This is a genomic window from Enterobacter cloacae complex sp. 2022EL-00788 (genome assembly GCF_026627565.1).
GTDB classification, from domain to species: Bacteria; Pseudomonadota; Gammaproteobacteria; order Enterobacterales; family Enterobacteriaceae; genus Enterobacter; species Enterobacter pasteurii.
The window spans coordinates 182,764-206,998 of sequence record NZ_JAPNMC010000009.1; the positions used below are offsets into that span (position 1 = coordinate 182,764).

The 24,235-nt window shown below is 61.0% G+C and carries 30 protein-coding genes and 1 riboswitch; of the genes, 15 read left to right on the top strand and 15 right to left on the bottom strand.

All coding sequences use genetic code 11. The features are described 5' to 3' along the window. Positions 1–14 precede the first annotated feature (14 nt). The 4 genes from hpxZ to hpxW are packed head-to-tail and all read right to left on the bottom strand — an operon-like array spanning position 15 to position 3,574. Positions 15–401: an oxalurate catabolism protein HpxZ gene (gene hpxZ / locus OWK27_RS15860; protein ID WP_267590746.1), complete on the bottom strand. Its 387-nt coding sequence runs from the start codon at positions 399–401 to the stop codon at positions 15–17. Continuing rightward, a complete protein-coding gene (locus OWK27_RS15865) occupies positions 398–1,795 on the bottom strand; it encodes an AtzE family amidohydrolase (RefSeq protein ID WP_267590747.1) in 1,398 nt (465 codons plus the stop codon). The genes hpxZ and OWK27_RS15865 overlap by 4 nt, the downstream gene beginning before the upstream one ends. After that, on the bottom strand, positions 1,792–1,980 hold the full coding sequence (gene hpxX, locus OWK27_RS15870) for an oxalurate catabolism protein HpxX (protein ID WP_176610685.1): 189 nt from the start codon (positions 1,978–1,980) through the stop codon (positions 1,792–1,794). The genes OWK27_RS15865 and hpxX overlap by 4 nt, the downstream gene beginning before the upstream one ends. A gap of 10 nt (positions 1,981–1,990) precedes the next feature. Continuing rightward, positions 1,991–3,574 (bottom strand): oxamate amidohydrolase, encoded by a 1,584-nt coding sequence (gene hpxW, locus OWK27_RS15875; protein ID WP_267590748.1) that lies wholly within the window; start codon positions 3,572–3,574, stop codon positions 1,991–1,993. A 144-nt stretch (positions 3,575–3,718) separates the two neighbouring features. On the opposite strand from hpxW, the gene hpxU reads away from it, so the two are divergent. The 7 genes from hpxU to hpxK all read left to right on the top strand — a co-directional run bounded on the left by hpxU (position 3,719) and on the right by hpxK (position 10,090). After that, positions 3,719–4,558 carry a MurR/RpiR family transcriptional regulator HpxU gene (hpxU, locus tag OWK27_RS15880; protein ID WP_176610683.1) on the top strand — a complete coding sequence of 280 codons (840 nt, stop codon included), beginning with the start codon at positions 3,719–3,721 and terminating at the stop codon, positions 4,556–4,558. A gap of 191 nt (positions 4,559–4,749) precedes the next feature. Next, the gene (locus OWK27_RS15885) at positions 4,750–5,532 is read left to right on the top strand and encodes a transporter substrate-binding domain-containing protein (RefSeq protein WP_193356342.1); all 783 of its coding nucleotides are present in this window, start codon (positions 4,750–4,752) and stop codon (positions 5,530–5,532) included. Between the two features lie 4 nt (positions 5,533–5,536). Further along, positions 5,537–6,202, top strand: coding sequence for an amino acid ABC transporter permease (locus OWK27_RS15890; RefSeq protein WP_252003414.1), 666 nt, complete (start codon positions 5,537–5,539; stop codon positions 6,200–6,202). After that, positions 6,202–6,858, top strand: coding sequence for an amino acid ABC transporter permease (locus tag OWK27_RS15895; RefSeq protein ID WP_267590763.1), 657 nt, complete (start codon positions 6,202–6,204; stop codon positions 6,856–6,858). Before OWK27_RS15890 ends, OWK27_RS15895 begins: the two co-directional genes overlap by 1 nt. Next, positions 6,839–7,576 (top strand): amino acid ABC transporter ATP-binding protein, encoded by a 738-nt coding sequence (locus OWK27_RS15900; RefSeq protein WP_148420907.1) that lies wholly within the window; start codon positions 6,839–6,841, stop codon positions 7,574–7,576. The genes OWK27_RS15895 and OWK27_RS15900 overlap by 20 nt, the downstream gene beginning before the upstream one ends. Positions 7,577–7,589: 13 nt before the next feature. Further along, positions 7,590–8,831, top strand: a complete 1,242-nt coding sequence (locus OWK27_RS15905) for a pyridoxal-phosphate-dependent aminotransferase family protein (protein ID WP_267590749.1) — start codon at positions 7,590–7,592, stop codon at positions 8,829–8,831. Continuing rightward, complete coding sequence (gene hpxK / locus OWK27_RS15910; RefSeq protein WP_267590764.1) at positions 8,828–10,090, top strand: allantoate amidohydrolase; 1,263 nt, start codon at positions 8,828–8,830, stop codon at positions 10,088–10,090. Before OWK27_RS15905 ends, hpxK begins: the two co-directional genes overlap by 4 nt. On the opposite strand, the gene OWK27_RS15915 is transcribed toward hpxK, so the two are convergent. After that, positions 10,056–11,057, bottom strand: coding sequence for a magnesium transporter (locus tag OWK27_RS15915; RefSeq protein WP_176610679.1), 1,002 nt, complete (start codon positions 11,055–11,057; stop codon positions 10,056–10,058). The two genes, hpxK and OWK27_RS15915, sit on opposite strands and share 35 nt — an antisense overlap. Positions 11,058–11,117: 60 nt before the next feature. Beyond that, positions 11,118–11,287: riboswitch (M-box (ykoK) riboswitch) on the bottom strand. Positions 11,288–11,445: 158 nt separating this feature from the next. On the opposite strand from OWK27_RS15915, the gene OWK27_RS15920 reads away from it, so the two are divergent. Then, a complete protein-coding gene (locus tag OWK27_RS15920) occupies positions 11,446–11,949 on the top strand; it encodes a DedA family protein (protein WP_267590750.1) in 504 nt (167 codons plus the stop codon). A gap of 1 nt (position 11,950) precedes the next feature. Here the strand turns inward: OWK27_RS15920 and OWK27_RS15925 are convergent, their stop codons facing one another. After that, the gene (locus OWK27_RS15925) at positions 11,951–12,700 is read right to left on the bottom strand and encodes an SDR family oxidoreductase (protein WP_176610677.1); all 750 of its coding nucleotides are present in this window, start codon (positions 12,698–12,700) and stop codon (positions 11,951–11,953) included. 100 nt (positions 12,701–12,800) lie between these two features. Between OWK27_RS15925 and OWK27_RS15930 the strand changes: the two genes are divergently transcribed. Next, positions 12,801–13,160 (top strand): winged helix-turn-helix transcriptional regulator, encoded by a 360-nt coding sequence (locus OWK27_RS15930; RefSeq protein WP_176610676.1) that lies wholly within the window; start codon positions 12,801–12,803, stop codon positions 13,158–13,160. 86 nt (positions 13,161–13,246) lie between these two features. After that, positions 13,247–14,488 (top strand): bifunctional glucose-1-phosphatase/inositol phosphatase, encoded by a 1,242-nt coding sequence (gene agp, locus OWK27_RS15935; RefSeq protein WP_267590751.1) that lies wholly within the window; start codon positions 13,247–13,249, stop codon positions 14,486–14,488. Between the two features lie 32 nt (positions 14,489–14,520). On the opposite strand, the gene OWK27_RS15940 is transcribed toward agp, so the two are convergent. Continuing rightward, complete coding sequence (locus tag OWK27_RS15940) at positions 14,521–14,748, bottom strand: YccJ family protein (RefSeq protein WP_148420895.1); 228 nt, start codon at positions 14,746–14,748, stop codon at positions 14,521–14,523. A gap of 18 nt (positions 14,749–14,766) precedes the next feature. Next, on the bottom strand, positions 14,767–15,363 hold the full coding sequence (gene wrbA, locus OWK27_RS15945) for an NAD(P)H:quinone oxidoreductase (RefSeq protein ID WP_176610674.1): 597 nt from the start codon (positions 15,361–15,363) through the stop codon (positions 14,767–14,769). A gap of 391 nt (positions 15,364–15,754) precedes the next feature. Between wrbA and OWK27_RS15950 the strand changes: the two genes are divergently transcribed. From OWK27_RS15950 to OWK27_RS15965, 4 genes are all read left to right on the top strand, one after another. Continuing rightward, positions 15,755–15,928, top strand: a complete 174-nt coding sequence (locus OWK27_RS15950; protein ID WP_032639520.1) for a general stress protein — start codon at positions 15,755–15,757, stop codon at positions 15,926–15,928. Between the two features lie 116 nt (positions 15,929–16,044). Next, positions 16,045–16,950: a DMT family transporter gene (locus OWK27_RS15955; RefSeq protein WP_267590752.1), complete on the top strand. Its 906-nt coding sequence runs from the start codon at positions 16,045–16,047 to the stop codon at positions 16,948–16,950. A gap of 73 nt (positions 16,951–17,023) precedes the next feature. After that, on the top strand, positions 17,024–17,293 hold the full coding sequence (locus tag OWK27_RS15960) for a DUF1778 domain-containing protein (RefSeq protein WP_148421116.1): 270 nt from the start codon (positions 17,024–17,026) through the stop codon (positions 17,291–17,293). Between the two features lie 3 nt (positions 17,294–17,296). Continuing rightward, entirely contained in the window at positions 17,297–17,821 is a 525-nt protein-coding gene (locus tag OWK27_RS15965; protein ID WP_176610672.1) for a GNAT family N-acetyltransferase, read from the top strand. A gap of 72 nt (positions 17,822–17,893) precedes the next feature. Here OWK27_RS15965 and rutG read toward each other — a convergent pair whose 3' ends face one another. From rutG to rutA, 7 genes are read right to left on the bottom strand one after another with little or no spacing between them, the layout of a single operon-like run. Further along, positions 17,894–19,216, bottom strand: a complete 1,323-nt coding sequence (rutG, locus tag OWK27_RS15970) for a pyrimidine utilization transport protein G (RefSeq protein ID WP_267590753.1) — start codon at positions 19,214–19,216, stop codon at positions 17,894–17,896. A 21-nt stretch (positions 19,217–19,237) separates the two neighbouring features. After that, on the bottom strand, positions 19,238–19,732 hold the full coding sequence (rutF, locus tag OWK27_RS15975; protein ID WP_176610670.1) for an NADH-dependent FMN reductase RutF: 495 nt from the start codon (positions 19,730–19,732) through the stop codon (positions 19,238–19,240). A gap of 8 nt (positions 19,733–19,740) precedes the next feature. Next, complete coding sequence (locus OWK27_RS15980; protein WP_148420886.1) at positions 19,741–20,331, bottom strand: malonic semialdehyde reductase; 591 nt, start codon at positions 20,329–20,331, stop codon at positions 19,741–19,743. Positions 20,332–20,340: 9 nt separating this feature from the next. After that, positions 20,341–21,141 carry a pyrimidine utilization protein D gene (gene rutD / locus OWK27_RS15985; protein ID WP_267590754.1) on the bottom strand — a complete coding sequence of 267 codons (801 nt, stop codon included), beginning with the start codon at positions 21,139–21,141 and terminating at the stop codon, positions 20,341–20,343. A gap of 7 nt (positions 21,142–21,148) precedes the next feature. Continuing rightward, a complete protein-coding gene (gene rutC / locus OWK27_RS15990; RefSeq protein ID WP_148420882.1) occupies positions 21,149–21,535 on the bottom strand; it encodes a pyrimidine utilization protein C in 387 nt (128 codons plus the stop codon). 11 nt (positions 21,536–21,546) lie between these two features. Continuing rightward, on the bottom strand, positions 21,547–22,236 hold the full coding sequence (rutB, locus tag OWK27_RS15995) for a pyrimidine utilization protein B (RefSeq protein ID WP_148420880.1): 690 nt from the start codon (positions 22,234–22,236) through the stop codon (positions 21,547–21,549). Beyond that, positions 22,236–23,327, bottom strand: coding sequence for a pyrimidine utilization protein A (gene rutA / locus OWK27_RS16000; RefSeq protein WP_242174561.1), 1,092 nt, complete (start codon positions 23,325–23,327; stop codon positions 22,236–22,238). The genes rutB and rutA overlap by 1 nt, the downstream gene beginning before the upstream one ends. 244 nt (positions 23,328–23,571) lie before the next feature. Here rutA and rutR point away from each other — a divergent pair, with 244 nt between their 5' ends. Next, positions 23,572–24,210: an HTH-type transcriptional regulator RutR gene (rutR, locus tag OWK27_RS16005; protein WP_267590755.1), complete on the top strand. Its 639-nt coding sequence runs from the start codon at positions 23,572–23,574 to the stop codon at positions 24,208–24,210. Positions 24,211–24,235: the final 25 nt, after the last annotated feature.

Here is a 24,235-nt window from a genome sequence, read left to right on the forward strand (position 1 = left end):
TACCCGGCCTGCGACTATGCCATCAAGCTCACCTGCGCCGCCACGATCCGCCATCCGCAGGCAAACCGTACCCACGTCTGCTGCTGGCGGCCAATCCGTTCCGTTCCCTCGCGGGTAAACTCGGCGCTGCACACGGCATAATCTTCCCCAAAGGTCGTAATCACGGTGTGACGCAGCGTTCGCTGCAGCCCGGCAGAGGGGCGCGCCGCGCGAAAGGCGCGGATCTCATCAATGCCGTACAGGTTTTCACCCGCCCCCAGACGCACCGTGCTTTTGTCGTGCCAGAACAATTCGTCCAGCACGGCAATGCTGTTGCTCACCAGCGCCTCTTCATAGCGGTAAAACGCGGCCGTCACCTCAGCGACCACCCGCGGCAGGTTAACGTCTTCGTGATTGATCATGCCGCCATCTCCGCCACACGGGCATCGGTGATGCCGCTCTCTTCCAGCACCCGCGCCACGCGCAGGCACGCCTGTTCGTTAAACGGTGCGGCAATCAGCTGCAGGCCAATCGGCGCGCCCTGCGCGGTACGCAGCGGTACGGTGGTGACGGGTAAGCCCAAAAACGAGATCGGCTGGGTCAGCATGCCCATACTGGCGCGGATCGGCAGCGGCTGGCCGTTAATCTCCATGGTCTGATCGCCAATGAACGTGGCGCTGCGCGGGGTTGCCGGGGCAATCAGCACGTCGGCACGGGCGAACAGCGTTTTAAACGCCTGGCGTGCCAGGGCGCGAAAGCGCTGGGCCTGAATATACCAGGCGGAGGGGATCATCGCCCCTGCCAGCAGCCTTTCGCGGGAGTGCGGCTCAAAGCGGTCTGGCTCGCGGCGAAGGGCGGGAAGGTACTGGTTTCCCCCTTCGGCGGCGCTGATGATAAATGCCGCGGCGCGCGCAAGCTCGGCCTCCGGGAACAGCAGCTCGTCCTGCACGTCGAGCGCCTTCGCTGCCCGCGCAACGGCGTCGCGCGCATCATTGTCGCACCAGGTGGTGAAATAGCCGCCGAGCACCGCGCAGCGAAGGCCGTCCAGGCCGCGCTCAAGCAGGGGGCGCGTCGGTTCGCCCGAACGCTCTGCCTGAAAACCGTCGCTGCTGTCCCGCCCCTGCAGCGCGTCATACACGGACGCCAGGTCGCACACGCGGCGGGCAAAGGGACCGATATGATCCAGGCTCGCGACAAACGGATGGCTGCCGGTGCGCGACAGGCGGCCAAAGGTGGGCTTCAGGCCATAGGTGCCGCACAGGGAGGCGGGAACGCGAATCGATCCGTTGGTATCGCTGCCGAGCGAAAAGTGCACCAGCCCGGCGGCCACGGCGGCGGCTGAACCGCCGGACGATCCGCCGGCGACGCGGGCCAGATCGTGCGGGTTGCGGGTCGCGCCGTAGTGGCTGTTTTCGGTCGTGAAGCCGTAGGCATAAGCGTCCATATTCACCATCCCGGACAATAACGCCCCCGCGCCGCGCAGCTGGCGCACCGCAAAGCAGTCGTCAGCGGCGGCGGGGCGCTGGCTGAACAGTTCAGCCCCTGCGAGGGTGGTGTGTCCGGCAACGTCAAACAGGTTTTTTACCGCGTAAGGCACGCCGGCCAGCGGGGGCAGCGGGCGCTTTTCCCGACGCAGGGCGTCGATGCCGTCGGCTTCCGCGAGCATGCGGGCTTCCGTTACGGTGGTCCAGGCGTTGATCTGCGGGTTAAGACGGGAAACCGCCTCAAGCGTCTGGCGGGCAATCTCGCGCGCGCTCAGGCTGCCCGCGCTTAGCGCCTGCTGAACGTCATCGATGCTCATCTCGTGTAGCCTCATGCTTTATACACTCCTGCGATCTCCAGACGGTCATCAAGCGGCAGCGCCATCAGCGGGGCGGCCATGGCGGCAATGCGGCTGAACTGTTCCCGCAGCGCGGCGCGGCGGGCATCGTCCAGCTCGACGCCGAGCACGGACTCCATTTGGGCAAGATACGCCTGCCAGTCGGGTTGTGGTGTCGTCATTGCTCTCTCCTCAGAATCCGGCGGCGGTGCCGTTGCTGCGCGGGTCAAATGCGCCTTCGAACAGGCCGTCAGGGTGGCGCACAATCGCCCCGGCGTGGCCCATGGCTTCGCTAAAGTCCGGGAACATTTCCACTTCATGCCCCAGCGCCTGCAGGTGGGTGACCGTCTCGGGTGTGAATCGCCCTTCAAGCTTCAGGCTGTCGGAAGTTTGCCCCCAGGTGCGGCCCAGCAGCCAGCGAGGACGGTTTACCGACTCCTGCAGCGGCACGCCCTGTACGGCATAGCGGGTAAAAATCGTCGCCTGGGTTTGCGGCTGTCCGTCGCCGCCCATCGAGCCGTAAACCATCACGCGTCCGTCGCTAAGGCGCGCCGCCGCCGGGTTAAGGGTATGGAAGGGCTGTTTGCCCGGCGCGAGCGCCAGCAGGTGTTCCGGGTTGAGGCTGAAGGACGCCCCCCGGTTCTGCCAGACGATGCCGGTGTCGGGCAGCACCACGCCGCTGCCGAACTCGTGATAAATGCTCTGAATAAACGACACGGCAAGGCCGCTCTCGTCCATCACCCCCATCCACACGGTATCCCCTGGGCCTTTCCCGTTGCCCCACGGCGCCGCGCGGGCGTCGTCAACCCTGTCTGCAAGCTCCTGGAGGGCGGCGGGAGTCAGAAGGCTTTGAACGTCGGTTTGCATCTCGCGCGGGTCGGTGATGTGCGCATCGCGCAGGCCGAAGGCCAGCTTGGTCGCTTCCGCGATGCGGTGAATGGTCATCGCGTCGTCGGCATCGGCCATCGCTAACCGGTCCGTAATGCCGAGGATCGCCAGCGAGACCAGCCCCTGCGTCGGCGGGGCGAGATTAAAGATCTCTCCCAGCCGGTGCTGCAGTTTCAGCGGCGCGGTTCGCCGGGCCACGTGCGCGGCCAGATCGTCCCGCGTGACGGGCATGCCGAGCGTCGCCATCCCGCGCGCCAGCGTGTCCGCCAGCGGGCCGCGATAAAAGCTGTCGAGACCGTCCTCCACCAGGCGCTTCAGGGTTAAGGCCAGGGCGGGTTGGCAGAAGCGGCTTCCCGCATGCGGCGGTTTGCCGTTCACCAGCCAGGTCTCCGCGAAGCCGGGGACGTCGTGAAGCTCATCGTATTTACTGGCCGTGGCGTGGGCCTGCGACGCGGTGACCGGCGTACCGTTCTGCGCGTAGTCAATGGCGTCGGCCAGCAGGCGGGCCAGCGGCAGCGCCCTGCCGGTCATCTCCTGCGAGATCGTCAGCGCCTCGTCCCAGCCGCTCACCGTGCCGGCGACGGTCAGCGCCGCCCGCGGGCCGCGGTGGGGGATGTGTGGCAATCCGTCGTAGGCGGCAAGCGTTGCCAGCGACCCCGCCGCGCCGCTGGCGTCAACGGCGATCGGTTCGCCCTGCGGTGGAACGATAAGCCAGAAGCCATCGCCGCCCAGCCCGTTCATGTGCGGATACACCACGGCAACGGTCGCGGCGGCGGCCACCATTGCCTCTATTGCGCTGCCGCCCTCGCGCAGCACGCCCAGGGCGCTCTGGCTGGCAAGATGGTGGGGCGCGACGGCCATGCCGCGCGTGGAGACGTTACTTTGCATAGAGTGTCCTCATAACCCTGTAGGTTACAGGTTGCTGCAAAAGTTGTTCCAGTTCTGAACAAAAAGTTTCATGCCGTTCGCCGCAGAAGCTGGCATGCTAAATGAATAGCAAAGGTGGGATGAAACAAACGTTACAGAGGCGTTATGGAACAGCTTGATGAACGACTGAAAGCGCACTATGCGTCACTATCGCCGCAGGAGCAGCGGGTGGCGGATTTTATTTTTGACCATTTTGACGACCTGATTAGCTACAACAGCGCCGAGCTGGCACAGCTGAGCGGCGTGTCGAAAGCGACGGTGAGCCGGCTGTTTAAGCGCCTGGGCTATGAGAAGTATAAAGAGATGCGCGACGAGCTGCGCACCCTGCGCCAGAGCGGGATGCCGCTCGCCGACAATCGCGATGCGGTGCAGGGAAACACGCTGCTGGCCCGTCACTATAAGCAGGAGATGGCGAACCTGACCCAGTGGGTCAATGCCCTGGACGCGCAGCAGTTTGCCGACGCCATGGCCTGCATGGTCAGGGCGCGCCGGATTGTCATTATCGGCATGCGTAACGCCTATCCCGCGGCGCTGCACCTGCGCCAGCAGCTGCTGCAGGCGCGCGGCCAGGTGCTGGTGCTGCCGCAGCCGGGGCAGAGCCTGAGCGAGGAGCTGGTGGATTTAACGCCCGACGATCTGGTGGTCATGATGGCCTTTCGCCGTCGTCCGCGCATTATTCGCCCGCTGATGCAGCAGCTTCAGCGCAGCGGCATTCCGGTGCTGCTGATGTGCGAGCCGCAGGCCCACAGCCTGTTTCCGCTGGCGAGCTGGCAGCTCTGCGCCCCGCTGGACAGCGTATCCGCCTACGACAGCTACTCGTCGGTCAACAGCCTGATCAGCCTGCTGGCGAACGCCTTCCTGCACGAGATCCTCGATAAGGGCCGCCCGCGCATTCACGAGATTGCCTCCCTCTACCAGCAGCTGGACGAACTCGAACAACGGTAATGGGGCATCGGGCTGGTGCTTTGCATTGAAATGGTGCAGCCTGGCGGGGCGAAAATGGAGAACATTTTCGCCCCGCCCGCGTTTTATCAGGCTTTAACAGAAAATTTCCCGCTTCGCCTTATCTGGCACATAAGTTGCAAAATCATATTCAAAGAATCTTTTGTTTCACGCTAACGTTACGGGGAAGCACCATGAAAAAACTGTTAATTGCACTGGCCGGGGCCGCGTGCCTCTTCGCACAACTGCCCGCGAAGGCTGACCAGCTTCAGGATATCGAGAAGCGCGGCACGCTTCGCGTTGCCGTCCCGCAGGACTTCCCGCCGTTTGGCTCGGTCGGGACCGATCTTCAGCCGCAGGGCTACGATATCGACATGGCGCGCTATCTCGCCAGAGAGATGAAGCTCAGGCTTCAGCTCGTGCCGGTAACCAGCGCCAACCGCGTGCCGTATCTGCAAACCGACAAGGTGGATCTGGTCATTTCCAGCCTCGGGAAAAACCCGGAACGCGAAAAGGTGATCGATTTCAGCCGCGCCTACGCGCCGTTCTTCCTCGGCGTGTTTGGCCCGCAAGGGGCCGAGCTGAAGGATGCCGCCGCGCTGAGCGGAAAAACCATCGGCGTGACGCGCGGGGCGGTGGAGGACATGGTGCTCACCAGCCTCGCGCCGAAGGACGCCAGCGTGAAGCGCTACGAAGACAACAACACCACGCTCTCCGCTTACCTCTCCGGCCAGGTGCAGTACGTGGCGACAGGTAATCTCGTGGTGGCGGCCATTTCGCGCCAGAACGCGGCTAAAGCCCCGGTGCCGAGCTTTATGCTGAAAGACTCGCCGTGCTTTATTGGTCTGAAGAAGAACGAACCGGCGCTGAAAGCCAAAGTGGATGCGCTGATTGAGCAGGGCATTAAAAACGGCACCCTGAACGGCCTGTCTGAACAGTGGCTGAAGGCCCCGCTGCCGGCAAGCTTCGGCGTATAAGGCTATGGCTGAGCAACTCGATTTTTCGGCGCTCTGGCCCTACTGGCCGGAGCTGCTGGCGGGGCTGTGGATCACCATTCAGCTGACGGTGATGGCGACCATCGGCGGGCTGGCGACAGGGATTTTTGGCGCGGCGATCCGCAGCGGACGCACGACGTGGTATAGCCGGGTCTGGGGCGCGTACGTGGAAATCATCCGCAACACGCCGTTCGTGGTGCAGCTGTTCTTCATCGTCTTCGGCCTGCCGAATCTGGGGCTGAAGATGACGGCGGGGGAGGCGGCGCTGCTGGCCATGGTCGTAAACCTTGGCGCGTACAGCACCGAGATTATTCGCGCCGGGATCCAGGTGACGCCCAAAGGGCAGTGGGAAGCCGGACGCGTGCTGGGGCTGACCCGCCTGCAGACCTTTATTCGCGTGGTGCTGCCGCCCGCGCTGCAGCGCATTTACCCGGCGCTGGTGAGCCAGTGCATTATCGTGATGCTCGGCTCGTCGGTGGTGTCGCAGGTCTCGTATGAAGAGCTGACCTTTGCCGCCAACCTGATCCAGTCCAGAACGTTTTTGAGCTTTGAGGTCTATCTGGTGACAACCGGCATTTACCTGGCGCTGTCGATTACCCTGCGCCAGCTGATGATGGCGGCGGGACGCAAATGGCTGGGGGTGCAGGCATGATGACCACCTTTACCGACTGGGACATTATTCGCAACCTGCTGCTGGCCGGACGCTGGACGGTGCTGCTGTCGCTGGTGGCGTTTTTCGGCGGCGCGGCGGTGACGCTGCCGCTCCTGCTGCTGCGCCTGTCGGGCGGACGCACGGTGAAGCGCATCATCCGCGGCTATATTGAGCTGTTTCAGGGCACGCCGCTGCTGATGCAGCTGTTCCTGGCCTTCTTCGGCGTGGCGCTGTTCGGCATTGACGTCTCGCCGTGGACGGCCGCCTCGCTGGCCCTCATGTTCTACACCAGCGCGTTTCTGCTCGATATCTGGTTTGGCAGCATTCGCGCCCTGCCGAAAGGGCAGTGGGAAGCCTCGCGCTGTCTGGGGCTGACCTTCGGCCAGACGCTGTTTCGCGTGGTGGCGCCGCAGGCGCTGCGCATCGCCATCGCGCCAACCGTGGGTTTCGCCGTGCAGGTGATCAAGGGTACCGCGCTGGCGTCGATTATCGGCTTTATCGAGCTGACCAAGGCCGGCACCATGCTGACCAACGTAACCTACCAGCCGTTCAAGGTCTTTGCGCTGGTGGCGCTGGGCTACTTTATTCTGTGCTATCCGCTGTCCCGCTACAGCCGCTATCTGGAGACGAAATTCAATGCCTCTCATCACCATTAATCAGGTGCAGAAGTACTACGGCGACAACCACGTGCTCAAGGGCGTCGATCTGGATATCGACATGGGCCAGGTGATTTCCATTATCGGGCGCAGCGGTTCCGGCAAAAGCACGCTGCTGCGCTGCATCAACGGCCTTGAAGGGTATCAGGACGGCAGCATCAAGCTGGGCGGCATGACCATTACCGACCGGGACTCCCAGGCGCGCGAAATCAGCCGCTCGGTCGGGATGGTGTTCCAGAGCTTCAACCTGTTCCCGCACATGACGGCGCTGGAGAACGTGATGCTCGCCCCGCGGCGTGTGCTGAAGAAAAGCGCCGCCGACTGCCGGGCGCTGGCGCAGCAGATGCTGGAGAAGGTCGGCCTCGGCGATCGCCTGGATTACTACCCGTCGAGCCTCTCCGGCGGCCAGCAGCAGCGGGTGGCGATTGCCCGCGCGCTGGCGATGTCGCCAAAAGTCTTACTGTGTGACGAGATCACCTCCGCGCTGGATCCGGAACTGGTGGGTGAAGTGCTTAAGGTGCTGGAGCAGCTGGCGGCCGAGGGGATGACCCTGATCCTCGTGACGCACGAAATGAATTTTGCCCGCGAAGTGGGCGACCGCGTGGTGTTTATGCACCAGGGGAAGGTGTGGGAGCAGGGCGACAGCAAAACGCTGTTCGCCAACCCGCAGACCACCGAACTGAAGCAGTTCATCTCCTCGGTTCGCGGCCTCAACTGATAAGGACTTAACCATGGATATCGCACGTTTTCCGCAAATCAACCCGCCGCAGCGCCTGCTGATGGGGCCGGGGCCGATCAACGCCGACCCGCGCGTGCTGCGCGCCATGTCGAGCCAGCTGATAGGCCAGTACGACCCGGCCATGACCCACTACATGAACGAGGTGATGGCGCTCTATCGCGGCGTGTTCCGCACCGACAACCGCTGGACGATGCTGGTGGACGGCACCTCCCGCGCGGGGATTGAGGCGATTCTGGTTTCCGCTATTCGCCCGGGCGATAAGGTGCTGGTGCCGGTGTTTGGCCGCTTCGGTCATCTGCTGTGCGAGATTGCCCGCCGCTGCCGGGCGGAGGTGCATACCATCGAGGTGCCGTGGGGGGAGGTGTTTCCCCCGGACCAGGTGGAGGATGCCATTAAACGCATCCGTCCGCGCCTGCTGCTGACCGTGCAGGGCGACACTTCCACCACCATGCTGCAGCCGCTCGCGGAGCTTGGTGATATCTGCCGCCGCTACGACGTGCTGTTTTACACCGATGCCACCGCGTCGCTCGGCGGGAACGCGCTGGAGACCGACGCCTGGGGGCTGGATGCCGTCTCCGCTGGCATGCAGAAGTGCCTTGGCGGTCCGTCCGGCACGTCGCCGATCACGCTGAGCCCGCGGATGGAGGAGGCGATCCGCCGGCGCAGGCGCGTTGAGGAGGGCATTCGTACCGACGCCCACCGCGACGGCGACGAGGAGATGATCTACTCCAACTACTTCGATCTCGGCATGGTAATGGACTACTGGGGGCCGGAGCGGCTGAACCACCACACGGAGGCTACCACCGCGCTGTTCGGCGCCCGGGAATGCGCGCGTCTGATCCTCCAGGAAGGGCTGGAGAACGGCATCGCGCGGCATAGGCTGCACGGCGACGCGCTGCTGAAGGGCGTTCAGGCGATGGGGCTGGAGACCTTCGGCGACCTGAAGCACAGGATGAACAACGTGCTGGGCGTGGTTATCCCGCAGGGGGTTGACGGCGACCAGGTGCGCAAGCTGATGCTGGAGGATTTCGGGATTGAAATTGGCACCTCCTTCGGGCCGCTGCACGGCAAAGTGTGGCGCATTGGCACCATGGGCTATAACGCGCGCAAGGACTGCGTGATGACCACCCTGAGCGCGCTGGAGTCGGTGCTGAACTACCTGAAGTTCACCACCACGCAGGGTGCCGCCATGCAGGCCGCGTGGGACCACTATCGCCGCGAGACGCCGCAATGAGCCCGGCGGCAGAACGGGTGATGGCCCGCGCCGACGCGCTGGCCGCCATCAGCGAAACCCCGGATGCGCTCACGAGGGTGTATCTTTCGGCGCAGCATCTGCAGGCCAACCAGCTGGTGGGGCAGTGGATGAGCCAGGCGGGCATGACCGTCTGGCAGGACAGCGTGGGCAATATCTGCGGTCGCTATGAAGGCCGGCAGGAAGGGGCGCAGGCGGTGCTGCTCGGCTCGCATCTGGACACGGTGCGCAACGCCGGGCGCTACGACGGCATGCTCGGGGTGCTTACCGCCATTGAGGTGGTGGACGGCCTGCATCAGCAGGGGATCCGCCTGGCGCAGGCGATCGAGATCGTGGGCTTTTGCGACGAAGAGGGTACCCGCTTCGGCATCACGCTGCTGGGCAGCCGCGGCCTGACGGGCACCTGGCCGCCGGGCTGGCTGGAAGCGCGCGACGCCAGCGGGATCAGCGTGGCGCAGGCGATGGTGCAGGCTGGGCTGGATCCTGCCCGCGTATCGCATGCCGCGCGCGATCGGGAGGATTTCAGCGCCTGCCTGGAGCTGCATATCGAACAGGGCCCGTGCCTTGAACAGCAGGGGCTGGCGCTGGGGGTGGTGGAAGCCATTAACGGCGCGCGTCGTCTGAACTGCCGCTTTACCGGCGAGGCCGGGCACGCCGGCACCGTGCCGATGACGCACCGTAAGGATGCGCTGGCCGCCGCCGCCGAGTGGACAGGGGTGATTGAAAAAACCACCCACCGCCACGGTGGCAATCTGGTGGCAACGGTCGGGACGCTGCGCTGCCTGCCGGGAGCGGTGAACGTGATCCCCGGTGAGGTTGAACTCTCGCTGGATATTCGCGGTCCGCAGGATGCGCCGCTTGACGCGCTGCTTACTGAACTGCTGGCGCAGGCGCGCACGATAGCCGCACGTCGCGGTCTGGACTTCGTCGCCGAGGAGTTTTACCGCATCGCCGCCACGCCGTGCGACGCGGGGCTACAAACCGCGTTGGGGAGGGCCGTCGAATCGGTGCAGGGTCGCTCGTTATCCCTTCCCAGCGGCGCAGGGCATGACGCGATAGCGCTAGCGGAACGCTGGCCGGTGGGCATGCTGTTTGTACGTTGTAAGGGCGGCATCAGCCACCATCCGGCAGAGTCGGTGATGGCTGAGGATGTCGCGCTGGCAATCGAGGCGTTTGCGCTGGCTGTGGGGCAACTGGCGAACCGCGTTACTCCAGCCCCAGCGTATACTGCGCGATCTTAAAGTAGATAATCAGCCCGGTGCCGTCGATCAGCGTCGCAATAAACGGCGCGGAGACTACCGCCGGGTCGATCTTGCAGCGTTTTAACACCATCGGGATCACCGACGACACAATCGCGCTCCAGAGCGTAATGCACACCAGCGTCAGGCTGACGATCAGCGTGATTTCCATCCCGATGCCCATCATCCAGGCGCGGACGCAGCCCGCCAGGCCCAGCGTGGCGGCAATCATCAGCGAGGTGCTCATCTCTTTACGCAGCACGCGGCCAACGTCGCGCAGGTGGACTTCACCCAGCGCCATGGCGCGCACCAGCGTGGAGGTGATCTGGGTGCCGCTGTTCCCGCCGGTGCCAATCAGCAAGGGTATAAAGAACGCCAGCGCGATGGCGGATTCCAGCGCCTCTTCAAAATGCTGGATCACCGAACTGGTGTACGCTTCCGCGACAAACAGCAGCAGCAGCCAGACGGAGCGTTTCTTCCACAGGCTGAAGGCGCTGGTCTCCAGATAGGGCTTCTCCAGCGGCAGCGTTGCCCCCTGAAGCTGAGCGTCTTCTGTGACGTCATCTTCCAGCAGATGGGCGATTTCGCGTTCCGTAAGACAGCCCACCAGCTTGCCGTGGGTTACCACCGGCACCACATCCGCACCCGCGTGCGCCAGCACCCCGGCGACGTCTGCCCGTTCGTCTTCCGGTTTGAGCTGAATAAACTCCGATATCATCAGCCCCTTAACCGGCTGCACGGTATCCGTGGCCTGCAATAATTTGCGTACGGCAATTAAACCGGCGAGTCGGCCATTATCTTCGATAAAAATATGCGACGGAATATCATCGTCCTTTAATTTTTCGAAAAACTGCTCGCGCGCTAACGCCACGCATAATGAAATATCGATAACAATAAAATCGGTATTCATATATTGCGCAATTGCGCTGTCGTTAAAAGCCAGGTTTTGGTTGTGAATAGCGTAAGACATAATACATTCCCTTTGAATAATAACATCTCTCAGGGGCGAGCAAGACAGGGCATGTCGAAGAGGAGATCCCCACGTCCTGGGTTCAGCACTGTACACCGTATCCCGTAAGGGAAGTTATACTGACAAAGCCTTGATTCGACAGTGCCTGTTTTACCCTGTGCCGGTTCTCTCGAACCCACCAGAGCGATAACGTGTATTTGTACAGGAGCCTCGCCATAACGAGATCGTTGTAAAACGTGACGAATAATACGCATATTTAAAATGGCTGCTGAAGAATTTTAATAATGTTTAAGAATCGTTTAAATGAATAATATCCAAAAGACGTTGAGGCTTTATTTAACTTTTTTCATTTCTAATGGGGAATTAAATGGTTGACGAGGAGAGTAAAATGGCATGGCTGGACACACTGCTGATGCATTTTGCGCACTATCCGGCGCAGCTGTTCGCGCTGCTCGTCGTGATGGCGTTGAGTAAATCAACGGTGCTGATCTCCTCGGTGCTGCCGCCCGCGTCGGTGATGCTGCTGGCGGGGATAGCCGTTAGCCAGTCGAGCCTGCCCCCCGGGCTGGCGTGGCTTGCCGTGGCGATGGGGGCCACCGTGGGATCGGTGCTGAATTACCATATCGGCCAGCTGATGGGGCATACGCCCTGGGTCACGCGCTTTACCGCCAGGCATGCCGATAAATTTCTACGCGTGCAGCACCGGTTACGAAAAAACGGCGTGCTGGTGCTCTTTACGTCGCGCTTTCTGGCGGTGCTGCGCTATATCGTCCCGCTGGCGGCGGGCATGCTGAGAATGAGCGCGGTGAAGGTTTACACCGTCAGCCTGCTTTCTGCCTGCCTGTGGGCGGCGCTGTATGTCGGCGTGGTGACCGGCATCAGCGCCTTTTGACTTACAGACTTCCCATTCCGCCGTCCACCAGCAGTTCGGTGCCTACGGTGTAGCTTGACTCATCGGACGCCAGATAGAGCGCCGCCTTCGCCAGCTCCGTGGTGGTACCCATTCTGCCCAGCGGAACCAGTTTAATGATTTCCCCGACCATTGCGTTGAGCGTCTCTTCACTTAAGCCCGTCTTCGTAAACGCCGGGGTTTCCACCGGGCCAGGGCTCAGGCCGTTCACGCGGATCCCGCGCGGCAGCAGTTCCGCCGACAGCGTACGCGCCAGCGACAGCAGGGCGGCCTTGCTCGCGGCATAGACGCTGCTGGAAGGGAGGCCGATGCGCGCGCTTACGGAGCCGCACAAAATCACCGAAGACGGGTTACTGAGCAGCGGGAGCAGCGCCTGAATCAAAAAGAACGGTCCCTTCAGGTTAATGCCCATCAGCCGATCCCAGGCCTCCTCCTGCCAGGCTTCCAGCGGCGCGTGCGTCACGTCACCGGCGTTAATAAACACCGCATCCAGCCGCGGCCAGCGGGCGGCAATCGTCTCCGCCAGCGCTTTTTGCGCCGCAGCGTCACCCGCATCGGCCGGGATCACCCAGGCGTTATCGCCCAGGATGCGCTCTGCCTCGGCGAGGGTTTCCGGGTTGCGCCCGGTAACGGCAACCCGCGCCCCTTCGGCAATAAACGCCTGCGCGGTGGCGAGACCGATACCGCTGGTCCCGCCGGTAATCAGCGTATATTTATCTGCTAAACGACCCATTTTCTTCTCCTGAAATGTCTCTGGAGAAAGCACTATAGAAACGTTAGTATCGAAAGGAAACCAGGTACCAATTGGATACTAAAGAGGCAAAAGGTGTGATATGGCTGAAATGCTGAATGCGTGTTGTGAAAAAAAATCGGCGGTGCATGCCTGTCCGATGACGCAGTTTGTAAACCTGATTTCCGGTAAATGGGCAATCCCGATCCTCTACCGTCTGATTGTGATCAATTCCCCCGTACGTTTTGGCGATCTGCTGCGTGCGGCGGCCCCCATCACCCAAAAAGAGCTGACGAAACAGCTGCGCCTGTTTGAGCAGCGCGGGCTGGTAACGCGGACGGTCTACCCGGAAATCCCGCCGCGCGTGGAGTATCAAATCACCGGGCTGGGGCTAACCCTGCAAAATGCCCTCTCCCCGCTGGCCGACTGGGTGGAACAATACGGCGATCGTCTCGGCAGGTAATCATCAGTTTGAGAAATGCTTCCCGAAAAAACCGTCACGGATCTGTCACACTCCGCGTAACAATAAAAACGTGTGAGGAAATAGGGATGAGAAGAGCACTACTTGCTGTCGCCGTGGCGGGCACGCTTTCCATAACGACGGGCGCACAGGCCCAGGAGACGCCTGAGGGATATCAGCTACAGCAGGTGCTGATAATGAGCCGTCACAACCTGCGCGCGCCGCTCGCCAACAACGGCAGCGTGCTGGAACAATCCACGCCGAAGCAGTGGCCGGAGTGGGACGTCCCTGGCGGCCAGCTGACCACCAAGGGTGGCGTGCTGGAAGTGTATATGGGCCACTACATGCGCGAGTGGCTGGCAGAGCAGGGGATGGTGAAGACGGGAGAATGTCCGCCAGCGGACACCGTTTATGCCTACGCCAACAGCCTGCAGCGCACCGTGGCGACCGCGCAGTTCTTTATCGCCGGCGCGTTCCCGGGGTGCGATGTTCCCGTACATCATCAGGAAAAGATGGGCACCATGGATCCTACCTTCAATCCGGTCATTACCGACGATTCCCCCGCGTTTCGCGAGAAGGCGCTGAAGGCGATGGAGACGGAGCGGCAGAAAATGCAGCTTGATGAAAGCTACAGGCTGCTGGAACAGCTGACGAACTACAGCGACTCGCCGTCCTGCAGGGAGAAAAAAGTCTGCTCCCTGACGGAGGCGAAAGATACCTTCAGCGCCGACTACCAGAAGGAGCCGGGCGTGTCCGGGCCGCTGAAGGTAGGTAACTCGCTGGTGGACGCCTTCACCCTGCAGTATTACGAAGGTTTCCCGGCAGATCGGGTGGCCTGGGGCGAGATCAAAACCGATCAGCAGTGGCGCGTGCTGTCGAAGCTGAAAAATGGCTATCAGGACTCGCTCTTTACCTCGACGGACGTCGCGCAAAACGTCGCTAAACCGCTGGTGAAGTACATCGATAATGCGCTGGTGACCGGACAGGCAAAAGCGCCAAAAATTACCCTGCTGGTGGGGCATGACTCCAATATCGCCTCGCTGCTGACGGCGCTGGATTTTAAGTCGTATCAGCTGCACGACCAGCAGGAGCGCACCCCAATCGGCGGCAAAATTGTCTTCCAGCGCTGGCACGACAAAAACGCCAACCGCGAGCTCATGAAAATTGAGTATGTCTACCAGAGTTCAGCCCAGCTGCGGAACGCCAGCGTGCTGTCGCTGCAGTCCCCCGCGCAGCGCGTAACGCTGGAGCTTAAGGGTTGCCCGGTGGATGCGAACGGCTTCTGCCCGATCGATAAATTCAATGCGGTAATGAACAGCGCGGCGAAATAGAAGAAAACCCCCCGCCGGAGCGGGGGGAACGTTCAGACGTTTTTACGTTCGATGGTTTGCTCACCCCAGAAGAGCGAGTCTTTGTCCGTTTTCTCGAAGGCGCGAACCAGCACTTCATCACTGCCTTCTTCCCAAATCTTCTCCGCCAGCTTTTCGTCATAGTTGGCGACTTCAAAGATAGCTTCGGCAATCTCCGGAGAGGTGTTGCGTAAACTTGCCCATTCACCCACGTGGTGAGCCTTGGATTCTTGCGTTGGCATACTTGTCCTCCTGTTGGGTTAGCCGTTCAGTTTTTTAGCGAGACCCGCGACGTATTCACCCTGATAGCGGGCGATCGTGAGTTCTTCATTGCTCGGCTGACGTGAACCGTCGCCGCCGGCAATCGTTGTGGCACCGTACGGCGTTCCGCCACGTACCTGTGAAATATCGAACAGTTCCTGCGCGCCGTAACCAATGGGCACAATCACCATCCCATGATGTGCAAGGGTAGTCCAGGTTGAGGTAATCGTCTGCTCCTGGCCGCCGCCGGTGCCGGTCGAGCTGAATACGCTGGCAAGCTTGCCGTATAGCGCGCCCGAGGCCCAGAGCCCGCCGGTTTGATCGAGGAAGGTGCGCATCTGGCCAGACATATTGCCGAAGCGGGTAGGGGTGCCAAAAATAATGGCATCGTATTCCGCCAGCTCCTGCGGGGTCGCCACCGGGGCGTTTTGCGTCTTCCCGCCGGCCTTGGCGAAGGCTTCCGCCTGCATGGTTTCCGGTACGCGTTTTACCACAACCTCAACGCCGTCTACTCTGTTTGCGCCTTCTGCTACCGCGTGAGCCATGGTTTCAATGTGTCCATACATGGAATAATAGAGCACCAGAACTTTTGCCATTTTGCATCACTCCTCGTTGGTTTTTCTTACAGCGAATCGCTGCGTTACTTTAAAGATATGACATCACGGCGAGACTGCAAAAATGAACGGCATTTATTTGATATATAACAATATCTTTTCCTGAGGCTGGCTGTAGCAAAATGAAACAACTTTGGCTGGAGAGATTTTTCAAAAGATAAGAAAGGCTTATGAATAAGCGGCGCGATATCTCATACGAAAGGCTGAGATCATGTTGCAGAATATTACCTCTCGCTTGCCGGATGGCCGCATTACACTAAGCTTAACTTCACGCGGCACAGATAAAGGCACTGTCCTTGAGCCGCGAGGTGAAAGAATCCTCTTTTACTGAATGCAATATGATGTCTAATGTTTCACACTCTGGAGGTTCGAGATGGCAAACCATCGTGGTGGTTCAGGTAATTTCGCTGAAGACCGTGAAAGAGCATCAGAAGCAGGTCGTAAAGGTGGCCAGTCCAGCGGGGGTAACTTTAAAAATGACCCTCAGCGCGCGTCAGAGGCTGGTAAAAAAGGGGGTAAAAATAGCCACGGCAGCAGCAACAAGTAGTACGCCGGGTTGACCCCCTGCCGCCGGGTTTCCCGGCGGTTTTTTTATGCCTGCTACATTGAACTGTCGTCTGATGCATCGCACACTACAGGTTTGATTCTTAGCGTCGGTGCCCCATGTCCGCTTCTCGTTTTACCTTCTCCATTAAGCCTCAGGAAGCCATTCTTATTCTGATCACCATGTTCTGGGGCGGAACGTTTCTCGCTGTTCAGTACGCGGTCACGATGAGCGATCCGTTTTTCTTTGTCGGGCTGCGCTTCGCAACGGCGGCGATTGCCGTGGCGCTTATATCCCTTAAAACCCTGCGCGGGCTGACCCTCCGTGAGCTTAAGGCGGGTGTCGCCATTGGCGTGGCAATCGCCATGGGTTACAGCCTGCAAACGTGGGGGCTCCAGTCTATCTCCAGCAGTAAATCGGCCTTCATCACCGCCATGTACGTGCCGCTGGTGCCGCTGCTGCAGTGGCTGTGCCTGGGCAGAATACCGGGCCTGATGTCGTGCACCGGCATCGTGCTGGCGTTTATCGGTCTGATCCTGTTAGCCGGGCCGGAAAATAACCTGCTGGCGCTGGGGCCGGGCGAGATCATCACCCTCGTGGGCGCCGTTGCCATTGCGGCGGAAATCATTCTGATTAGCGCCTGGGCGGGAAAGGTGGACGTCAAGCGCGTCACGGTCGTGCAGCTTGCCACCGCATCGCTGGTGGCGTTCGCGACGATGGTGCCGGCAGGGGAGTCCGTCCCGCCGATGTCCACCGGGCTTATCGTGGTGGCGCTGGGGCTGGGCATTTTCAGCGCTATCATTCAGGTCACCATGAACTGGGCGCAGCGTAGCGTATCTCCGACCCGCGCGACGGTCATTTATACCGGAGAGCCGGTATGGGCCGGTATTTTCGGACGTATCGCCGGCGAGCGTCTGCCGCTGCTGGCGCTGTTAGGCGGGGCGTTTATTATTGCCGGGGTGCTGGTCAGCGAGCTCAAACTCAAAAAGCGTAGGACTGAAGCCAGCGATTTGACCGTGGAGTAAGGTTTTGATTGAAAAAAAGCGCGGCTTTACCTACGATATGTACGGATGAATACCGTACACGATGAAAGACACCATGCCAGCACTTAAAAAACAGCGTATCGATCTTCGCTTAACGGACGAAGACAAAACTATGATTGAAGAAGCGGCGGCGATGACCAATCAAACGATCACCCAGTTTATGGTGAACAGCGCGTCGGAGCGCGCTGCAGAAGTCATCGAACAGCATCGGCGTCTCGTATTAAACGAAGCATCATGGAATGCGGTGATGGATGCCATCGACAATCCGCCAGAGCCAAATGAACGGCTGAAGCGAGCGGCAGAACGTCTTCGTAACATGGAGTGAAGCGTGGTGGTCAATCTCACGATCGAAATGCTGTCAGAGGGAACCGATTATAATTTCGAGGATTTCGATTGTGGTGAACCCTCGCTCAACACCTTTCTTAAAGAACATCTGGTGCGTCAGCATAACGGACGTATTTTACGAGGCTACCTGCTTAAAGAACGCCACCGTCCACACGTCCTGGGCTATTACACGTTATCCGGAAGCTGCTTTGAAAAAACGATGCTTCCGTCCAGCACTCAGCAGCGTCGCATCCCTTACAGCAACGTACCCAGCGTGACGCTGGGACGTCTCGCCATACATAAAGCACTCCAGGGAAACGAGTGGGGAACAACCCTTGTTGCACACGCTATGCGAGTGGTGTATCTGGCATCGCAGGCCGTGGGTGTACACGGAATATTTGTGGATGCCCTGAATGAACAGGCGCAAAGGTTTTATCTGAAGCAGGGTTTTATCCCGCTGAAGGGAGAAAACAGCAACGCTCTGTTCTTTCCCACAAAATCTATCGAACGATTATTTGAGCAAGAATGATCGCGTTACCTTCTGCTGAACTTACGTAACGGACCGGTCGGGTAAGGCATAGCCGTTACCCGACACAGAATGTCACGGCTCCTGACGCACAACCTTACCCTGCGGCACGGCCACGTCGCGTCGGCTAAGCAGGGCGTTAAGCAGGATCGCGCCGAAGGTCGACGTGCCGATCCCGCCAACCGTAAACCCGCCCAGCGTCAGGGCGAAATCACCCGCCCCCAGCACCAGCGTCACCGCCACCATGATGAGGTTACCGTTCTGACTCAGATCGACGTGGTTCTCTACCCAGATACGCGCCCCGGCGACGGCAATCAGGCCAAATACCACAATCGATGCGCCGCCAATCACCGGGGAGGGGATGGTATGGATAAGCGCGCCGAATTTTGGTGAAAAGCCGAGCAGCACCGCGATGGCTGCCGCCGCCACGAAGACCAGCGTGGAGTAGACTTTGGTCACCGCCATAACGCCGATATTTTCCGCGTAGGTGGTGACGCCGCTCCCGCCGACCGAGCCGGAAAGCATGGTCGCCAGCCCGTCACCGACGAACGCGCGCCCCATGTACGGATCCATATTGCGCCCGGTCATCCCCGCGACCGCCTTCAGGTGGCCCAGGTTCTCAGCGACCAGAATTACCGCCACGGGCGCGATCAGCATCATCGCCTGGGCGTTAAAGGTGGGGGACGTTATCTGCGGCAGGCCGAACCAGGCCGCCTGATGCAGCAGGGTAAAATCTACCGGTTTGCCCAGCCCCAGACCATTCGCCAGCAGAGCATAAGCCAGGCAGGCAACAATCAGCCCGACCAGGATCAGCAGCCGCTGGATCATCCCGCGGGTAAAGACCGCGACCACGCCGATGCACAGCACGGTAATTACCGCCATCCAGCTCTCAAACGGCGAGCCGGAAACGCTTTTCACCGCAATCGGCGCGAGGTTAAGGCCAATCGCCATCACCACCGCGCCGGTCACGACGGGGGGCATCATCCGCTCTATCCAGCGCGTACCAACCTTCATCACCACCAGACCGATCAGGGTATAGACCAGCCCGCAGGCGATGATGCCGCCGAGGGCGACGCTCAGGTTGGGGTTGATCCCCTGGCCGTTAAACCCGGTGGTGGCGATCACCACGCCAACAAACGCCGCGCTGGAGCCAAGGTAGCTGGGCACGCGCCCGCCGGTGACAAAAAAGAACAGCAGGGTACCGATACCCGACATCAAAATGGAGAGGTTAGGATCCAGCCCCATCAGCATGGGCATCAGCACCGTAGCGCCAAACATCGCAACCGCATGCTGCACGCCCATCACCATCGTCTGCCCGAGCGGGAGCCTTTCATCCGGCGCGACCACGCCTGCTTCAGTGGAGGTCGATTTCAACTGCCAGTGGGGAAATCCGAACATGTTCTGCCTCCTTAAGGCGGGTTAACAGGCGGGGCGCATAAGGGCGTGGTAGCCGCGGTCAAACCACACCAGCCCCTGCGGGGCGGGGTGGCGAACGATTGATGCAATGTCGCAAAACAGAATGTCGTGGGTGCCCACGCTGACCACCTGGCTGATGCGGCAGTCAAACGAGGCGAGTGCATTCTCCAGACGCGGGCAGCCGGTATCTCCCGTCTGCCAGCGGGCGGCGGCAAACCGATCCTCCATCGGCGTTTTACCGCCAAACAGGTTGGAGAGCGGCTCCTGCCCTGCGCTCAGCGTGTTAACGCACAGGGTGCGGTTTTCGCTAAACGTGGGCCAGACGGACGCGCCGCGGTTCAGGCACACCAGCAGGGTGGGCGGTGAATCGGTGACGCTGCACACCGCGCTGGCGGTAAAGCCCGCCCTGCCCGCCGGGCCGTCGGTGGTGATGATATTAACCGCGGCGCCCACGCAGGCCATCGCGTCGCGAAAGGTTTGCTTATCAGGTGTCATCATAGTTTTCCTTACGCCAGCCCGCAGGCGTCTTCGAAGGTCAGGCGCGGCAATCGTCCGTAAACGCTGCGCGAGTCGCCGTAGCCGATGTTGATCAGCAGGTTGCTTTTAAGCAGCGTGCCGGTAAAAAAGGCCTCGTCGACTTTCTGTCGGTCAAAGCCGGACATCGGTCCGGTGTCGAGCCCGAGCGCGCGGCAGGCAAAAATCAGGTAGGCGGCCTGCATCGAGCTGTTGCGAAAGGCCGTCTCTTCGGCGTGCGCCGGGCTGGTGGTAAACCAGCTTCTGGCATCACCGTGCGGGAACAGCTCGGGCAGGCGCTCATAAAATTCGCCGTCCCAGGCGACAATCGCCGTGACGGGGGCGGTAAGCGTTTTCGTCAGGTTGCCGCTGGAGAGCGCCGGGCGCAGCTTCTCTTTGCCCTCCGGGCTGCGGACAAACACGATGCGCGCCGGCGAACAGTTGGCGGAGGTGGGCCCCCACTTCATCAGGTCGTAGATCTCGCGCAGCGTCTCGTCGCTGACCGGCATATCCAGCCAGCCGTTGTGGGTGCGGGCGCCGGTGAACAGCGTCTCCAGCGCGGTAGGGCTAATGGCTTCGCTCATCAAAGCTCCTTATAAAGCGGGTTCGGGGCTGTGCAGCAGGCTGGCAAGCCCGTTCAGCAGCAGGGTGTTAAAGGCGTCCGGCTCGGTGACGTTGCAGGCGTGCCCGCCCTGACGCATGGCCGTTTTGTGGGCGTGCGGTAGGGCGGCACGCAGTTCAGCTGAGCAGACGGACGGCACCAGCAGATCGTCGGTGGAGCAGATAATCTGCACCGGGCAGCGAACGCGTGCGGCGTGGAGGCTGAAGTCGGCCTGTTTCAGCGCGTTCAGCCTGCGCAACAGGTTGGCTTCGCCCTGAAAATGGGCCAGCGCCAGCGCCTCTTCGGCCTCCAGGCGCGGGGCGCGGGCGGCCATCCAGCCTGCGGGATAGAGAAACAGCGGCTGCGCCTCGACCCACGCCCGCGCGCCGCCCGCCTGCAGCAGACGTTCGCGAACGCTAAAGCAGCGGCGGGTATGATCATGGAGGGCGAGCCAGCCGTTGACGCAAACCAGCGCGATGAGCGCATCAGGCCTGTCGAGCGCCAGCTGCATGCCGACCAGCGCCCCCAGCGCGTGGCCGACCGCGCAGTAGCGGGTGATGCCGTCGGCGGCCAGCGCCTGCGCCAGCTCGTCAGCCATCTGCGCGAGGGTATACCCTTCCGGCAGGGTATCCGGGTTATTCCCCGTGCCACGCTGGTCGTAGCACACCACCTGATACTCCTGCTCCAGCGCGGCGAGCTGGGGCAGCCAGTAGCTTCCGCAGCCGCCGAGCCCGGCAATCAGCACCACCACGGGCGCGCCCTCAAAGGGCGGCGGTGAAAGGGTAAGCTTCATGGCCGCCTCACTTCGCGATGTGCGCAACGGTGGCAATTTCAACCAGCGCCTCGGGCTTCACCAGCCCGCACTGGATGCAAAACCGCGCCGGCTTATCGCCAGGGAAAAACTCCGCGTAGACCTCGTTAATCGCGGCGTAGTTTTTCCAGTCGGTGATAAAGATGCTGTTGAAGGTCACGTCCTCCATGGTGCCACCCGCCGTTTCGATCACGGATTTGATGGTCTCCAGAACGTGGCGGGTTTGCGCCTTTGGGTCGTTGATAAACACCACGCTGTTGTCTTTATCAAACGGCAGCGTGCCGGAAACGTATACCACGCCGTCAGCGAGCGTGCCGGGGACAAACGGGGCAATCGGGGTACCGGTGCCCGGCGGAATAATCACGGATTTAGGCATAGCGGTTCTCCTCAGGCGATACGGGCCAGCGGCGGATCCAGCGCGTCGCAGAAGTCCGCGACGTTACTCACCCAGCCAAAAAAGGTTTCGATATTGAACAGGGCGGCTTTCTGCGCGAAATCCGGCCCGGCCTGATGGGTAGCGTCTTCCAGCACCACGCCGAAATACTCGAGGAAAAAGCCGTCGCGCAGGGTCGACTCCACGCAGACGTTGGTGGCAATGCCCGTGAAGACCAGGTGACGAATGCCCCGGCTGCGCAGCAGGCTGTCGAGCGGCGTGTTGAAAAAGCCGCTGTAGCGCGGTTTCGGCAGCACGATATCCCCGGCCTGCGGCACCAGCTCATCCACCAGCTGATAGTCCCAGCCGCCTTTCGCCAGCAGCTTGCCCTGGAGTTCTGGCCGTTTGCGCATAGTTTTCAGGGCGTTCGACTTGTGGAAGTTGGGCGAGCCGGGGCCGCCGGCCTCCACGTACTGGTCGTCCCAGCCGTTCTGGAACCAGATAATCAGCATGCCTGCCGCGCGGGCAGCCGCGACGGCGGTTTTGATGTTCTCAATCACCGGCCGGGTGGAAGAAACGTCGAACCCCGCCAGATCCAGATAACCGCCCCGGCTGGCGTAGGCGTTTTGCATATCCACCACGATCAGCGCGCTCTGCGCTGGCGCAAAGGTGATGGCTTCCGGGCGAGCGTTAAGGGTCGTCATTACGCCACCTCCTTCGTCACGGCGGGAATGTGGGCGCGGCACTGCATCAGCGGCTGAATGCGCTCGCCGAAGGTTTCCACCCCGGTGAGAAAATCATCGAAGGTCAGCAGCACGCCTTCCGCACCGGGTACGGCGGCCACCTCGTCGAGCATTCTGGCGACGCTGGCATACGAGCCCACCAGGGTTCCCATGTTGATGTTGACGGCTGACGTCGGGTCGGCCATCTGGCGAACGTTGGTGTCCGAACCGGAGCGGGTATCCTTCTGGCTCTGCTCGGTAAGCCAGCTCAGCGCCTCCTCGTCCGCGCCGTCCTTATAGCGCTCCCATTTGGCGCGGGCGGCGTCGTCGGTTTCGTCGGCAATGACCATAAACAGCACGTAGGAGCCGACGTCGCGCCCGGTTTTGTCGGCGGCCTCTTTCATCCGCGCGGCGGTCGGGGCGAAGGCGGCAGGCGTATTCACGCCTTTACCGAAGCAGAAGTTGAAGTCGGCGTATTTCGCCGAGAATTCCATCCCCGCGTCGCTCTGGCCGGCGCAGATGACCTTCATCGGCACTGACGGCTTCGGGCTAACGCGGCAGTCGTTCATGGTGAAGAAGTCACCCTTGAAGTCGCTTTTGCCGGTGCCCCACAGGTCGCGCAGCACCTGCACGTATTCGGTCAGGTAGTCGTAGCGACGCGAGAAATACTCGTCACCCGGCCAGATGCCCATCTGCTCGTACTCCGGCTTTTGCCAGCCGGTGACCAGGTTGACGCCAAAGCGTCCGCCGGAGATGGAGTCGATGGTGGAGGCCATGCGCGCCACGATCGCCGGGGGCAGGGTGAGCGTGGCGGCGGTGGCGTAGATCTGGATGCGGGAGGTCACCGCGGCCAGCCCGGCCATCAGGGTGAAGGACTCCAGGTTGTGGTCCCAGAATTCGGTTTTGCCGCCGAAGCCGCGCAGCTTGATCATCGAGAGGGCAAAGTCGAAATGGTAGTGCTCCGCCTTCTGCACGATGGCTTTGTTCAGCTCAAAGCTCGGCATGTACTGCGGGGCAGTGGTCGAGATAAGCCAGCCGTTGTTGCCGATCGGTACAAATACGCCAATTTTCATCACGAACCTCTCTTCATTACGTCGCAGGTGTAACGGTGTTTTGCAAAGGGAGTGCCAGTTTTGAAAATTGCTATGTTATTAATGTGTTAATCACGGGTTGATGGTTTGATACGGTTAAATGTGGACTGAATGGTCAAAAACATTGCACACAAAACAGGCACTCATGCGCGATGGGGGTGCACAGGGTCGTGGCGAGACGGCGGTTTTGCTATGCTGAGCGCAGAAAAGAAAATGGAGAGCGGAAATGACGCAAGGCGCAGTGAAAACACCCGGTAAACGTTCGCAGGCGGTGAGCGCCAAGAAGCAGGCGATCCTCAGCGCCGCGCTGGAGACGTTTTCGCAGTTTGGCATTCACGGCACGCGCCTTGAGCAGGTGGCGGAGCAGGCCGGGGTGTCCAAAACCAATCTGCTCTACTACTACCCGTCGAAAGAGGCCCTGTACGTGGCCGTGATGCAGCAGATCCTGGATATCTGGCTTGCGCCGCTTAAGGCGTTTCGCGAAGAGCTGGCTCCTCTGGTGGCAATCGGGGAATACATTCGCCTGAAGCTGGAGGTATCGCGCGATTATCCGCAGGCCTCGCGGCTGTTCTGTCTGGAGATGCTGCAGGGCGCGCCGCTGCTGCAGGCCGAGCTGACGGGAGATTTAAAGCAGCTGGTGGACGATAAATCGGCGATTATTGCCGGATGGGTCGCCAGCGGCAAGCTGGCCCCCGTCGATCCGCAGCACCTGATCTTTATGATTTGGGCCTCCACCCAGCATTACGCTGACTTCGCGGCCCAGGTTGAGGCGGTAACCGGAAAAACGCTCCAGGACGAGGTGTTTTTCCAGAGCACCCTCGAAAACGTGCAGCGGATGATTATCGAAGGGATCCGCGTGCGCTAGTTTCCCTCACCCTAACCCTCTCCCA